At 69.0% G+C, this 15,354-nt stretch carries 6 protein-coding genes; 5 read left to right on the forward strand and 1 reads right to left on the reverse strand.

What is annotated here, in order from left to right:
* Nucleotides 1-8 precede the first annotated feature (8 nt).
* A complete protein-coding gene (locus HUW53_RS03285) occupies nucleotides 9-833 on the reverse strand; it encodes an HpcH/HpaI aldolase/citrate lyase family protein (protein WP_237344307.1) in 825 nt (274 codons plus the stop codon).
* 392 nt (nucleotides 834-1,225) lie between these two features.
* Here HUW53_RS03285 and HUW53_RS03290 point away from each other — a divergent pair, with 392 nt between their 5' ends.
* The 5 genes from HUW53_RS03290 to HUW53_RS03310 all read left to right on the forward strand — a co-directional run bounded on the left by HUW53_RS03290 (nucleotide 1,226) and on the right by HUW53_RS03310 (nucleotide 14,498).
* Complete coding sequence (locus HUW53_RS03290) at nucleotides 1,226-2,362, forward strand: CaiB/BaiF CoA transferase family protein (protein WP_237344308.1); 1,137 nt, start codon at nucleotides 1,226-1,228, stop codon at nucleotides 2,360-2,362.
* Nucleotides 2,363-2,375: 13 nt separating this feature from the next.
* Entirely contained in the window at nucleotides 2,376-3,095 is a 720-nt protein-coding gene (locus tag HUW53_RS03295) for a class I SAM-dependent methyltransferase (protein WP_237344309.1), read from the forward strand.
* Between the two features lie 63 nt (nucleotides 3,096-3,158).
* Nucleotides 3,159-4,136 carry a LysR family transcriptional regulator gene (locus HUW53_RS03300; RefSeq protein WP_237344310.1) on the forward strand — a complete coding sequence of 326 codons (978 nt, stop codon included), beginning with the start codon at nucleotides 3,159-3,161 and terminating at the stop codon, nucleotides 4,134-4,136.
* Between the two features lie 112 nt (nucleotides 4,137-4,248).
* A complete protein-coding gene (locus tag HUW53_RS03305) occupies nucleotides 4,249-5,349 on the forward strand; it encodes a TIGR03032 family protein (RefSeq protein WP_237344311.1) in 1,101 nt (366 codons plus the stop codon).
* A gap of 482 nt (nucleotides 5,350-5,831) precedes the next feature.
* Nucleotides 5,832-14,498, forward strand: a complete 8,667-nt coding sequence (locus HUW53_RS03310) for an autotransporter-associated beta strand repeat-containing protein (RefSeq protein ID WP_237344312.1) — start codon at nucleotides 5,832-5,834, stop codon at nucleotides 14,496-14,498.
* Nucleotides 14,499-15,354 lie beyond the last annotated feature (856 nt).

Raw genomic sequence — 15,354 nt, forward strand, 5'->3', positions numbered from 1 at the left:
CTGAGCGCTCAGGCGCGGGCGAGGATGCGCTCGGCGCGCAGGCGCACCGGGGCATCCACCATGGTTCCGTTCACGCTCACCACCGCGCCGCCGGCGGTGAGGGCTCCGACGATCTGCCGCGCCCAGGCGATTTCCTCGGGCGAGGGGGCGAACCCGGCCATCACCGGCGCGATCTGGCCGGGGTGGATCACGAGCTTGCCGGCAAAGCCCAGTTCCACCGCATGCGCCGCATCGTCTTGTGCAAGGGCCGGGTCGGTCAGCGCGGTGGTCACGCCGTCCATGGGCCCCTCGCGGCCGGCGAGGCGGGCGGCGAGCACCAGTTCCGCGCGGGCCGCGAGCAACGCCTGCCGGGTGTGGGCGCAGCCGAGGTCGGCCGCGAAATCGATGGAGCCGAAGGCGAGCCGCGCCACCTGCGGCAGCGCCGCGATGGCGCGCGCCTGGCCGAGGCCCCGCGCGCTTTCGATGAGGGGCACGAGGGACGTTTCGCCGAGCCGCGCGGCGACCCGCGCCACGTCTGCCGCGTGCTCGGCCTTGGCCAGCATCACGCCGGCGAGGGGCAGGCGGCGGGCGAGGTCGATGTCATCCGCGTGCCACGGCGTTTCCACCCCGTTGATGCGCAGCAGCAGGGGCACGCCTGTCGGCAGGGCGGCGGTGGCCACGGCGGAGCGAGCCGCGTCCTTTTCCGCCTGCGCCACGGCGTCCTCGAGGTCGATGATGACGGCGTCCGCGCCGGCGGCGGCGGCCTTCGCGAACCGTTCGGGCCGCGTCGCCGGGACGAACAGGGCGACGAGCCGTCCCCTCCGGAGCGGGGTGGGGTGAGGCGGAACGGTCATGGTCTGACACCCTCCGGTGAGGCGCTCGAAACGCTGGCGAACACGTGCGGGACCTGAACGCTTGCGGGATGGGAAAAATTGCAGCCCGTGAACAGATGCCGGAAATACAGCGCAGAGCGAAATAGGGATTTGCGCTGGCCTTTAGATGCCGCGCCTATAGCCGCCCAAACGGCGTTATCCGGGTGGGCCATAACATTGCGCTATGCCACCTAGGCTTCAGTTATATTTGTATTTCCCGCGGACCACGGCGACCTTGCGCGGGAATGGGGCCTTCGGTCCGGCCATTCCGGCCGGTGCGGCGCGTGAGCGTATCCACTTGGCTCCGGTCAAAGACCGGGGCCGATGGTGCAGGGCCTCGTCCCCCCGTCACACGGCAGCTCCTCGGTGTTTCGATGCTTCGTGATCTCGAAGGACTTCTTGTCGTCTCGGTCGAGCAGGCCGTGGCGGCGCCCTATGTTTCCGGTCGGCTGGCCGATGCCGGCGCCCGCGTCATCAAGGTGGAGCGCCCGGAGGGCGATTTCGCCCGCAATTACGATGCCTTGGTGCATGGCGAGAGCGCCTATTTCGTCTGGCTCAACCGGGGCAAGCAATCCATCTGCCTCGATCTGAAGGTGCCCGCCGATGCCGCGGTGCTCGCCGCCATGATCGCGCGGGCGGACGTGTTCATCCAGAACCTGGCGCCGGGCGTCATCGATCGCCTCGGCTTTCCGCCCGACGATCTGCGGGCGCGGAATCCGCGCCTCATCACCTGCTCCATTTCCGGTTATGGGGAGGAGGGCCCCTACCGCGACCTGAAGGCCTATGACCTCCTGGTGCAGGCGGAAAGCGGCCTGTCGTCCATCACCGGCAACGGGGCGGGCCTGTCGCGGGTGGGGGTGTCGGTGTGCGACATCGCGGCCGGCATGACCGCCTATCAGGCGGTGCTCCAGGCCCTCATCGGCCGGGCGCGGACGGGGGTGGGGCGGCACATCTCGGTGTCGCTCTATCATGCGCTGGCGGACTGGATGAACGTGCCGTTCCTGCAATACGCCTATGGCGGCAAGATTCCGGAGCGGGCCGGCCTCAGCCATCCCACCATCGCGCCCTATGGGGCCTATACCTGCGCCGATGGCAAGTCGGTGCTGTTCTCGGTCCAGAACGAGCGGGAATGGGTGAATTTCTGTGCCGGGGTGATGGGCGCGCCCGCGCTCGCCGCCGACGCGCGCTTCACCAGCAACAGCCTGCGGGTCGCGAACCGCCCGGCGCTGGAAGAGCGGGTGCGCGAGGCCTTCGCGGCCCACCCGCGCGAGGAGATGGTGGCGCGGCTGGAGGCGGCGCGCATCGCCTATGGCCGCGTGAGCACCATGGAAGACCTCACCGCCCACCCGCAAAACCGCTATGTGGAGGTGGACACCCCCACCGGGCCGGTGCGGTGCCTGGCGCCGGGGGCGGTGTTCGACCGCGCCGTGCCGCAGTTCGGGCCGGTGCCGGCCCTTGGGGCACAGAGCGAGGACCTGCGCCGGGAGTTTTCCCCGCAGGTGAACGGGTGACGGGAGGACCTTGATGCAGCAGGCAGGGCAGAAGGGCGCGGGCGCGCCACGGGTGGCGGGCAGCCCGCTGGCGGTGATCGAGGCCTGGCTGGCGCCGGTCGAGGGGCGCCGGCTGCTGGATGTGGGCTGCGGGCGTGGGGCCCTGGCGCGGCACCTGGTGGCGCGCGGCGCGCGGGTGTGCGGCGTGGATCCCTTGGGCGCGGCGGTGGCCGAGGCGCGCGCAGGGGTGCCGGAGGCGGAGTTTCTGGAGACCGGCGCCGAGGCGCTGCCGTTTGCCGCGGGCAGTTTCGATGGGGCGGTGCTGCTCAACAGCCTGCATCATGTGCCGCTGCCGCTCATGGCCGCCGCCCTCGACGCGGTGCTGCGGGTGAGCGCCGGGCCGGTGCTGGTCATCGAGCCGCTGGCGGAAGGCCCCTTCTTCGAGGCCATGCGGCCGGTGGAGGACGAGACGGACCTGCGCGCCGCCGCCCAGGCCGCCATCGCCCGCCATGTGTCCGAGGGGCGGGCCGCCATCGTGCGGGAGCACACGTTCGATGATGTCCGCCGGTTCCCGGACGTGGACGCCTTTCTGGCGAAGATCGTCGGCGTGGATCCCGGCCGCGCGGCGGCGGCGGCGCGCCTGCGCGGCGCGGTCGAAGCCCGCATGGCGCAATGGGGCACGCGCGACGGCGACGGCATCCGGCTGGACCAGCCCCACCGCGCCGTGCTGCTCTGCCGGCCCGCAGGATTATAATTTTTCGCCTCGTGCCGGTGCGCTCCTATAAGCTCCGCGTCTAACCAAAGACGGGGAAACGCCATGGACCTGCGCCAGCTGCGCTATTTCGTGACCATTGTGGAGGTGGGTTCGTTCTCGAAGGCGGCCCATCGCCTGTGCGTCGCGCAGCCGGCATTGAGCCAGCATGTGCGCAACATGGAACTGGACCTGGGGGTGGAATTGCTGTTCCGCAGCCCCCAGGGCGTGCGCCCCACCGAGGCGGGGGAAACCCTGGTGCGCCACGCGCGGCTCATCCTCACCCAGGTGGAGGTGGCGCAGGAGGCGGTGCGGCGCGGCCAGAGCGAGCCCGAGGGCGAGGTGCGCTTCGGCCTGCCCGGCACCGTCAGCGAGATGCTGTGCGTGCCGCTGCTGAGCGAGGCGCGCCGGCGCTACCCCAAGATCAAGCTGCGGGTCGCCGAGGCCATGAGCGGCTTCGTGCTCGACTGGCTACGCGAGGGCAAGATCGATCTCGGGGTGCTCTATCGCTCGGTGTCGGAGCGCACGCTCCAGGCCCGGCGGGTGCTGTCCGAGGAATTGTGCCTGCTGGGGCCGGCGGCCTCCTCGGATCTGCCGCCCCTGCCCGACGGCCCGGTGTCGTTCGCGGCGATGGGCGACCTGCCGCTGATCCTGCCCAGCACCGGCCACGGCCTGCGCGAACTGGTGGAGGAGCGGGCGCTGGCCGAGAGCGTTCATCTCAGCACGGTGATCGATATCGACACCTATGGCCAGATCAAGCTGCTGGTGGCGGGCGGGCTCGGCTATTCCGTGCTGCCGCGCACCGCGCTTCGGGCTGAGGTGGCCAACGGCGTGCTGCGCACCTGGCCGATGGGCCGCCCGGTGCTGTCCCGCAATCTTTATCTCGTGCGCCCGTCGGATCGGCCGCTTTCCAACGCGGTGCGGGCGATCGAGGAACTGGCCCACACCACGCTCGTGAAGCTGGTGCGCGAGGGCGCCTGGCCGGCGGTCCTGGCCGAGGACGAGCCCGACACCGCCGCCCTCATGGCGTGGGCGGCGCGCTGAGCGCGCCGCCATTCGGTCGCAACGCCGTTGCGGGTCGCGCCCGGCGATGCTGTAACGGAGAGCGCCGGCGTCTTCCGGCGGGGAGGGGCATGTGGGCGCGTCGTCGGACAGCATGACATCCCAACCGGGCGCCGAGGCGCCGTCGCCGGCGGCCGCCGATGCCATCAGATGCTCGCCCGGCCTGTCCGGGTGGCTGGAACGACACCGGGTCGCGCTCGCGCTGTCATCGTACCAAACCGGCCAAGTGTTCCTGGTCGGCCGTTTTCCCAATGGCCAGATCTCCTTTTACCAGCGCAATTTCGAGCGGGCCATGGGCCTGTGGCATGCGCCGGGGCAGCTCTATCTCGGCTCGGCGATCCAGGTTTGGCGCCTTGAGAACGTGCTGCGCCCCGGCGAACGGGCGAATGCGCATTTCGATGCGCTGTTCGTGCCGCGCGCCACCTTCGTCACCGGCGGCGTGGACTTGCACGAACTGGCGGTGGAGGCGAGCGGACGCATGGTGTTCGCCGCGACCCGGTTCTCGTGCCTCGCCACCTTGAGCACCACCCACAGCTTTCGTCCCATCTTCACGCCGGAGTTCATTTCCCGGCTGGCGGGCGACGATCGCTGCCACCTCAACGGTCTGGCCCTTGAGGGCGGCGTGGCGCGCTATGTGACGGTTTGCGGTCGCGCCGATACGCCGGATGGCTGGCGCGCCGGGCGCCGAGGTGGCGGCCTGCTCATCCGCATCGCGGACGGCGCGGTGGTCGCCGAGGGATTGTCCATGCCGCACTCGCCGCGCGTCGAGGGGGAGTGGGTCTACCTGCTTGATTCCGGGCGGGGCTATCTGGTGCGCCTCGACCCCCTCACCGGCGCCCGCGAGGACGTCGCCTTCTGCCCCGGCTTCCTGCGCGGACTGTCGCTGCACGGGGGATATGCGCTGGTCACCGTGTCCCTGCCCCGCAGCTTCAGCTTTGAGGGCCTGCCGTTGCAGCAGGAGCTCGACCGGCGCGGCGTGGACCCGCGCTGCGGCCTCGCCATCATCAACCTGGCCAGCGGCCGGATCGAGGAATGGATCTGGTTCGAGGATCGCATCCGCGAGATGTTCGACGTGGTGGTGTTGCCGGGATTGGCCTGCCCCATGGCGGCGCCCGCCAAGGGGCCGGACCTTGCCCAGTTGGTCACGATTGAAGAAAGCGACATGCAATATCCTCAAGTTGTGGCCATGGCGTGAAATCCTTAGGTCTTCATGTGTCTGAATACCTCCAGAATCGACCGGGACACAGCGGGTGTCGTTTGCCTGCAACGCCTGCGGTTGTTCCTCTCGCGGGCGGGGCAAAGCTTGGCAATTCCGGTTGCTGACCCTGGGGCTTGCCGCTAGCCTCGCAAGTCTGGATCACGCGGGGGTGTGAAGCTGGGCGGTCGTTGGGGTGGAGCAGGTCGCGTTCACGCGCGTTGGCCCCGCGCGGGCGCCGACGCTGGATGCCGATCTCCGCCGGTTCGCACGGCTTTTCTTCTCTCTCAGAATGTGGGCTGCTCCGGCTGCGGGGTCGTGAAACGGCCTGCCGGGCCTTGGGGTTGTGATGGCGTAATGCGCGCCCTGGATGCGAGGTCGCATGCGGTGCGACCCATCGGCGGGTCGGGGCGGGACAGAGTGTTGGGGGCGGCATGGCGGCGGTGCGGGCGGGCGCGGGTTTGGGGTCTCATCATTGTTCTTTGAAGCGGGCGCTGCTGGCGTCCGCCGCGACCTCTCTCATTCTGCTGTGGCATGTCCCAGCCTGGGCGCAGAGCCCCTGGGTGGGCGAACAGGGGATTTCGTTCCCGCAAGGCACCGGCGGCGATGGCGGGACCGGCGGACCCGGGCCGGGGGGTGGAGGAGAGGGCGGCGGTGGCGGCGGCGCCGGCACGGTCGGTGGCTTTGGCGGCGGTGCGAGCGTTTATGGCTATCGCTTTCCCCAGCCAGGTGGGGGAGGGCAAGGAGGAAGCGCCGCAGCCCTGGTCGGCCAGACCCTGACCGGAGGTGAGGGCGGAGAGGGTACCGAAGGCTCGAATGGCGGTTCCGGCGGCGGGGGTGGCGGCGGCGCCCACGGCTATGTCGGAAACAGCGCGCCGACCTCCGTGGCACTCGGTGGCGATGGGGGTGATGGGGCCAACGGGACCTACGGCTCTTACTATCTTGAAGACGGGTGGGTGTACTTTGCCGGCGGCGGTGGCTCTGGGGGCAATGGCGGCTATGGCGCGTCGCTTTCTCCCCAGGGCGGCACGATCGTCATCTCGCTGCCGGTCTCGGGCGGCGAGGGCGGGGCGGGCGGCAGCGGCTTTCGCGGCGCGCAAATCTCCGGCTGGGGGGCCGACGGCGGCCAGGGGGGCACCGGGCTCTACTTCGCCGGCGAAAAGTCCACGCTGCTCGTCAATGGCGATATCGAAGGCGGCATGGGTGGCACTGCCGGCACCGGCCAGGAGGATGGCGAGGCCGGCGATGGCGGGACCGGTCTTATCGTCACGGGTCTCGACAATACAATCATCATCACCGCGAACGGCACGGTGACAGGTGGTTTGAACGGCGACCTGACCGACCAGGCGCCCGCCATCGAGATCAATGGCGGTGGCATTACTCTGGTGCTGGAGACCGGCTACGCCATCAATGGCGATGTCAAAGCCGTTTCGGGCGCGGACAACACGCTTGCCTTGGGTGGCAGTGCGCCGGGGAGTTTTGACGTCAGCCAGATCGGCGACAGCTTCGACGGCTTCGACACCTATGCCGTCAGCGGCGGCACCTGGGCGCTCACCAACACCAACACCAGCGCCCTGAACTGGCTGGTCGAGCAAGGCACCATGTCCATCGGTCAGGCGGGGAGCCTGGGCGGGCAGGGGTCGGGCTTGACGCTCGGCTCGGCCGGCACGCTACAAACCACGGCGACCATGTCCATCGCCGTCCCCATCACTATCACCGGTTCATCTGTGGCGCCGGCCTCGATCAATGCGCTGACCGGCACCATCCTGACGTTGAGCGGGACGATCACGGGCCAGCCCCCCTCTTATGGCTCGGGTCCCAGCGGGCTCATTTTCGGCGGGGGCGGCACGGTGGTGCTGACCGGATCGAACAATTTCTATGGCGCGACGGTGGCCGTCGCGGATGGCACGCTGGAACTGGGCAATGCGTCGGCCCTCAACAATGTGGCGCAACTGGTGGTGGACGCCGGCGCCAGCGTCACCCTGGACACGGACGTGACCCTGCCGGCAATCTCCGGCGGCGGCACCATCGATGTGGGGAGCAACACGCTCACCATCCCGTCGAATGTTCAGGCGTCCGCCTTCGGTGGGACCGTGACCGGTGCGGGCACCCTGACATTGGACTCGCCCCTCGGCTTCACCTTCGCCGCCGGTGCGCTCGATGTGGGCCAGCTCGATGTCGAGGATGGCCTGGTCAAGATCAAGAAAGGGGTGTCCGTCTCCTCCGGCCTTCAAGTCACCCTCGCCGAACCCGCCGCCTTGACGCTGGGGCAGGACACGACCATCGCCGGCATCACCGGCCAGGGCACCGTCAATCTCGGGAAGAACCGGCTGACGGTATCAAACACCACGGCCGCCACTTTCTCCGGGGATCTCTCGGGCGACGGCGGCCTGACCAAGAGCGGTTCCGGCACCTTCACCCTCAACGGGGCCAACACCTACACCGGCCGGACCGAGGTGGACGCCGGCACGCTGGTGCTCGATGGCGGACAGGCGATTTCGGACAATGGGGCGGTGAAGGTGCTGGCGGCCGGCACGCTTCAGCTCGACGCGAGCGAAACCATCGGCTCCCTGGACGGGGCCGGCACGGTGGTGCTCGGCGGCAATGCTTTGATCCTGGGTGGCAACGGCAGGGATACCACCTTCTCCGGCACCATTTCCGGCGGCGCCCTTGCCATGAACGGCACCGGCCGGCTGACCCTGACCGGCACCGCCGATCTGTCCGGCGGCCTCACCATTGCCTCCGGCACGGTGCGGGTTGGCAACGGCACCACCAGCGGCACCCTTCAGGGCAATGTTCAGAACAACGGCACCCTCACCCTGAGGCCCGCCGGAGCGATGACGTTGCAAGGGGTCGTGTCCGGCACCGGCACGCTGATCGTCGACACGGGGACCGTCACCCTCACCGCCGACAATAGCTTCACCGGCACCACGCTCATCCGTTCCGGCAGTCTTCAGCTCGGCAATGGCGGGGCCACCGGCTCCATCGGCGGCAATGTGGAGATCGAGAGCGGATCGCTGGTTTTCAACGCCTCGGCCACGAGCACGTTCGCCGGTCTTCTTTCCGGTGCCGGCGCGGTGGCGTTCCAGGCCGGCGGCACCACCACCTTGACGGCGGCGAACACTTATTCCGGGGGCACCCTCATCACCGACGGGGCGAGCGTCGTGGTCAGCGCCGACTCCAATCTCGGCGCCGCCACCGGGGCTCTGACGTTTGAGGCGGGCACCCTTGCCACCTCTGCCAGCTTCACGAGCACGCGCGCGCTCGCCCTGGAGGGGGCGGCCGCGATCGCGACGGCGGCGGGCACCACCTTGACCCTCAATGGCGCCATCGGGGGCTCGGGCGCCGCGTCCACCCTGACCGCCAGCGGCACCGGCACCCTCGTGCTCGGCGGCACCAACAGCTACACGGGCGGCACCGTGGTGTCGGGTGGCACGTTGTCGGTGTCATCCGACACCAATCTGGGCGCGACCGTCGGCGGCTTGACCCTGTCCGGTGGCACGCTGGCCGCGACTAGCAGTTTCAGCTCCGCGCGCAGCGTCGTCATCGGCAGCAGCGGCGGCACCCTCGCCGTCGCGTCCGGCCAGAGCCTGACGCTGGCTGGCCCGATCTCGGGCAGCGGCAATCTGACCACCACCGGTCCCGGCACGGTCATCCTCACCGGCACCGGCAGCATCGGCGGCGCCACCACCGTGGCGTCGGGAACGCTCGCCCTCTATGGCGCCGCGCTTGAGACCGGCAGCCTCACCGTGTCGAGCGGCGGCACGCTGACCGGGTACGGAACGGTGAACGGGGCGGTCAGCGTCCTGGCCGGCGGCACCCTGGCCGGTGGCGTGGGCAGCACCGACAATCCCACCCGGACAGGCCTTGTGACGGGGGATCTGACCCTTGCCGCCGGGTCGAATGCGATCCTCACCCTTGGCGGGCACGCCAATTCCGGGGTGGCCGCGGCGCAGGGCGACTTGTCCGCCGCCGGAAGCCTTTCGGTGACCGGTGCGCCGGTGCACGGCGCCGGCTACTACCGCGCCTTCACCTACACCGGCACCCTGACCAACGCTCTGTCCATCGCCGCGGTGCCGGCCGGCTACACGGCCACCCTCGACACCTCGAACACGGGCCAGGTCAATGTGCTCCTGACCGATGCCAGCCGGCTCCAGATCTGGACCGCCGATGGCGGACAGAACCTCGGCGGCGCGGGGACCTGGTCTTCCACCAGCACCACCTGGTACGAGGCGGCGGAAGGGGTCACCATGCCCTGGGGCGGAAAGGTGGGCATCTTCACCGGCACCGCCGGCACGGTGCTCGTGTCCCACAAGCAGACGTTCGAGAAGCTGGAGTTCGTCAGCTCCGGATTCGTCCTCGCGGCCGACGCGAGCCATGCGGATTCCGGGCTCGCGTTCGAACATGGCGGTGTGCTCTGGGCGGAAGGTCACGACGTGACCGCCACCATCAGCGCAGGAATCAGCGGTTCCGGAGGCCTGGAGAAGATCGGCGCCGGCACTCTCGTGCTCACCGGCGTCAACAGCTACATGGGCGGAACCACCGTGTCCGGCGGCGTGCTGGAGGTCGGGGCCGACAGCGCCCTGGGGGCGGCGGACGGCGGGATCACGCTCTCGGAGGGCGCGTTGTCCGCCTTCGCGTCGTTCACGACCGCACGCGCGGTGACGCTGGCGACGCGGGGCACGCTCGCAGCCGATTCCGGCACCACCTTGACCGTGACCGGCACCATCTCCGGGTCGGGCACCCTGCGCAAGGAGGGCACGGGCACGGTCGTGCTCAGCGGCGCCAATACCTACAGCGGCGACACCGTGATCGCCGCCGGCACGCTCAGCGTGACCGGTGGCAGCGCCATCTCCGACGCCTCCGACGTAACCATCGACACCGCCGGCACCTTGGCGCTGGGCGCCAGCGAAACCATCGCCTCCCTGTCCGGGGCCGGCCGCGTGCAGCTCGGGGCCAATACCCTCACCGTGTCCGGGACGTCCGCGACCGTCTTCCGTGGGCGGATATCGGGAACCGGCGGCCTGGTGGTGTCCGGCGGCATCCTCGCCCTGGGCGGCGGGAACACCTATGCCGGCGGCACCACCATCACGGCCGGCACCCTGATCGTGGGCGAAGGCGGCACCCATGGCGCCATCGCCGGAAATGTGACGAACAACGGGAGCCTTATTTTCTATCGCTCCGATACCGTCACTTTCGGCGGCGCCATTTCCGGTAGTGGCGCGGTGGTACAGGCGGGCGGCGGCACGCTCGTTCTGACCGGCAGCAACACCTACGCCGGCGGAACCCTGGTGTCCGGCGGCACCCTTCAGGTCTCGTCCGACGCCAACCTGGGTGCCGCCAGCGGCGGCGTGGTGCTGGAGGCGGGGACCCTCGCGGCGACCGACAGCTTGACCTCCGCCCGCGTCATCTCGCTTGTGAACGGGGGAACGGTGTCCGTCGCCGGCTCCGCGCAGCTGACGCTCAGCGGGGCGGTCGGCGGCACCGGCGGCCTCACCAAGAGCGGCGGCGGCACCCTCGTCCTGGCCTCGAACACGAGCTATGCCGGGGGCACCGTGATCGCGGCCGGCACCCTCCAGGTGGGCACCGGAGGCACGTCCGGGGCGATCACCGGCGATGTGCAGAACAGCGGTGTCCTGGCGTTCGATCTGTCGTCCAACACGCTGTTCACGGGCGATATCACTGGCTCCGGCAGCCTGGTCCAGGCCGGTAGCGGTGGCCTGGTTCTCACCGGGGACAACCAGCTCGCGGGCGGCGTCGTCATCGAAAGCGGCACGCTTCAGATCGGCAATGGTGGCACCAGCGGCACGCTTGTCGGAGCGGTGCAGAATAACGGTGCCCTGATCTTCGCGCGCAGCGATGCGACGACGTTCGATGGCGCCATCTCCGGCAGCGGCGCCGTGTATCAGTCCGGCGGCACGCTCACCTTGACCGGGACCAGCAGCTATACCGGCGGAACCACCATCGGGGCCGGCGCCACGGTGAGCGTGTCCCAGGACGCGAACCTGGGCAGCGACATCGGCGCGCTCATCCTCGCCGGCGGCACTTTGGATGTCAGCGCCTCCTTCTCCAGCAGCCGCGTCGTCCGCCTCGCCGGCGGTGGCACCCTCAGCGTGGCCAGCGGCGAGAGCCTCTCCCTCTCAGGCGTCGTTCTGGGCAATGGCGGGCTCAACCTGGCCGGGCGCGGCACCGTGGTCCTCACGGCCAACAACGCCTACACCGGCAACACCGTCATCGGCGCCGACGGCACGCTTCAGCTCGGCAATGGAGGCACCACCGGCTCCATCGTCGGTAACGTGGTCAACGGCGGCCTGCTGCGCTTCGACCGCGCGAACACGGTCACCTTCGCCGGCGCGATCTCCGGCACCGGGCAGGTGGTTCAGGCCGGGACCGGCACCCTGGTCCTGGCCGGCACCAACACCTACACCGGCGGCACTCTCATCACCTCGGGCCGGGTGCAGGTCGGCGACGGGGGAACCTCCGGCTCCATCGCCGGCAATGTCTGGAACGATGGGACGCTGGTCTTCCGCCAGTCGGACGCCATCACCTTCGGTGGCGTCATTTCCGGGGCCGGCAAGGTCGTGCAACTCGGAGCCGGCAATTTGACGCTGACTGGCCACAACACCTACGCAGGGGGCACCCTGATCGGCGGCGGCGGCACCCTTTCGGTGGCCAAAGACGGCTATCTGGGCGGCCTCGCGTCGAATATCACCCTGATGGGCGGCACGCTGAGGGCGACGGCCGGTTTTTCCAGCGCCCGCGACGTCTCCCTGGCCGGCAACGGCACCATCCGCGTGGTGCGGGGGGCGACGCTCGATCTGTCGGGCACGGTGAGCGGCAAGGGAACGCTGGTGAAGACCGGCAGCGGAACGCTGCTTCTCACCGCGGCCAATACCTACACGAAGGGCACCGAGATCAATGGCGGCACCCTTGCGGTGGTCGCGGATTCCGGCCTGGGCGCCAAGGCCGGCACGATCTTCATCAATGGGGCGGCGCTGGCCGCGCAGGCGAGCTTCGCCACTTCTCGTTCAGTGATCCTGAACGGCGGTGGATTGTTCAATGTGAGCGAGAATGAGCGGCTCGCCCTGAAGGGCACGGTCTCGGGGACCGGCCCTCTGCGCAAGAACGGCGCGGGCACGCTGGTGCTGAGCGGGGTCAATTCCTACACCGGCGGCGTGGTGATCGGCGCGGGAACCGTGATCGGCAATGCGGCGAGCATCCTGGGCAATGTGCACAACAACGGCGTGCTGACCTTCAACCAGGTGGGCCTCGGCACCTATGCCGGGGGCGTGGACGGGACCGGGCAATTCGTGAAGACCGGCAAGGGCAAGCTGGTGCTGACCGGCGCCGTGCGCAACACCGGGGGCACCGTGATCCAGGAGGGCGTTCTCCAGGTGGGCGACGGCGGGACCTCCGGCGCCCTGTCCGGCCCCATCACCAATTGGGGGACCTTGATCTATGATCTCGCGAGCACATACGTTTTCCCCCAGCGCCTGACGGGATCCGGCGCGGTCATTCTCGAGGGCGGCGGCACTGCGCATTTTGTCAGCAGCACCTATGCCGGCACGGTCACCCTCGCCGGCAGCGACCTGATCTTCAGCCGCCGTGCCACCAGCGCCGCCAGCTTCGTCGTCGGGAACGACAGCGTGTTGAGCGGCATCGCCGCCATCGGGGGGCTGACCGTCGGCTGGGGAGGTACGGTCTCGCCGGGCTATTCGCCTGGAACCCTCAAGGTCAATGGGAATGCCACGTTTGAAAACGGCTCGACCTATCAGGCCGACGTGGTGCCGACGAGCGCGCACGACCTCATCGTGACCTCGGGCGAGATCGCGATCAAGAAAGGCAGCACGTTGGCGGTGGTCGCGGGGCGCGGGAAGTATCCGGGTTCGTCCAGCTTCACTATTCTTCGGGCCGGGGGCGGGATCACCGGCGCGTTTTCCACCGTCACCTCCAATTTCGCCTTCCTGGATCCGCTGCTGAGCTATGGGACCAACGCGGTGAAGATGACGTTGGTTCGCAAGGATGTGCCGTTCGTGTCCGAAGCGCGCACCGCCAACGAGCGCTCGGTCGCCCGCGCCACCGATGGACTTAGACCGGGCAACGAGGTCTACGACGCGGTCGTCTCCCAAAGGGAGAACGAGGCTCACCTCGCCTTCCGGGCGCTCTCGGGTGAAGCCTATGCTTCAGTCGAAACCGTGATGCAGCAGCAGTCGGCTTATGTGCGCGACGCGGTGACGGGGCGCCTGCTGCAGGCCTTCTCGGGTTCGCTCCCGGCGGGCCTCGCCGCTTCCGGCCCGGCCACCGCCGGGCTTGGGGCCGGCTGGGCACCGGTGCTCTGGGCCCAGGCCTTCGGCGGCTGGGGCAACACCTTCTCCGACGGTAACGGGGCGTCCGTCTCGTCCTCCATCGGCGGCGCGCTGGGGGGCTTCGACGTGGCGCTCGGCGACAATTGGCGGGCGGGCGCCTTTGGCGGCTTCAGCCAGTCCTCGTTCGACATGGAGGATGTCCATTCGTCCGGTTCCATGGACAATTACGATGTCGGCCTCTACGCGGGCGCGCAATATGGCGGGCTCGGCCTGCGGCTGGGGGCTGGCTATGCGTGGCACGATGTGTCCATGAGCCGGAGCGTGGCTTTCTCCGGCTATCACGGCAGCAATTCTTCGGATTACATGACGGGGGTCGCCCAGGTGTTCGGAGAGGCCGGCTATGCCGTCTACGGCAATGGCATGGCCCTGGAGCCGTTCGCGGGCCTTGCCTATCTGCACGTCGATGGCGGGTCGGGGACGGAGGGCGGGTCAACCTCCGCTCTCACCTTCTCCGTGGGCAACATGGATACCCTCTACAGCACCCTCGGCGTGCGGGTGGCGGCGCGCCTTCCGGTGGCGGAACAGACCTTGACGCCGCAGGTCGGCATCGGCTGGCGTCATGCCTTCGGCGACACCACGCCCGAGGCGGTGATGGCCTATGCGTCGGGTTCGACACCTTTCTCTGTCGCCGGCGTGCCGGTCGCCACGGATGCGGCGGTGATCGAGGCGGGGCTGAGTTACACCGTCCTGCCGGGCGCGAACCTGTCCCTGCGATACAACGGGCAGATCGCATCCTCCGCATCGGAGAATGCCTTCACCGGACGCTTCGAGGTGAAGTTTTAAGTCCCAAGGCAGATGAGTTTACCTCATGGGCCTTGGTTCAGCCTGCGCGGCGCTTGACCGCCCCCATATGCACCAGTCAGAGACTGGGGCCGATGACAGACGTCCGCCGCGCCGGCAGGGGCGTCCGCGCGTGACGGCCGCGCGCCTGTTCGCGGGCTGCGCCGGCGGGGCGAGCCGGCGCAGCCCGGTTGGCCTCTCGCGACTGGTGGCTTCAACCCCGTCTCCTGCGCGTCGCGGTGACCGGGTCTGGCGCGGCCGGCCGCAGGTGGTGATGTCCGGGCCGGGCTGTCCGGTCTTCTTAGCGCCGGCACCGCTCTTTCCGCGCAGACGCCGTGTTCCGGCCATGGCGAGGGCTCCACTCGCGGGGGCCGGAGCCTCGGAAGCCGACCATCGAGACTGCCGCGGATGCCGATTTCCGCCGGGATGCGGGGCCGTCGCCGCCTTTTTGTCACGCGCCATCGACCGCACAGGCGGGGCATTCGGTCGATGCCGCCTCGCATTCCAAGGCATTGATGTCCGGTCTTGGCCATGACCCGCGGGCGTCTATCTCCGCACGGCAGGCCCTGAGATGGGGTCAAAAAATAGCGTTGCGTTTAAGGTGTCCGCCTGATTTCGCTAAGTTGAAAATTTGAAAAATGAGTCATTGGCTAGTTTGTCGGCGAAATAATTTTCGGACACTAGCCGAAATCAGGGCGTGCGGCAATTATGGATCAGGGCGAAATTGAGGGGCGGCGCGCGTTGAAGGCGTCGCGGAGCGGATTTCTTGTGTCCGTCGCCATGGGTGCCCTGAGTGCTCCGGCTTTTGCCCAAACGGCATCTGTCGGGCCGGCCATTTATTACAACAATCAGCAGGTCG

The sequence above is a fragment of the Xanthobacter agilis genome, assembly GCF_021730435.1.
GTDB classification, from domain to species: Bacteria; Pseudomonadota; Alphaproteobacteria; order Rhizobiales; family Xanthobacteraceae; genus Xanthobacter; species Xanthobacter agilis.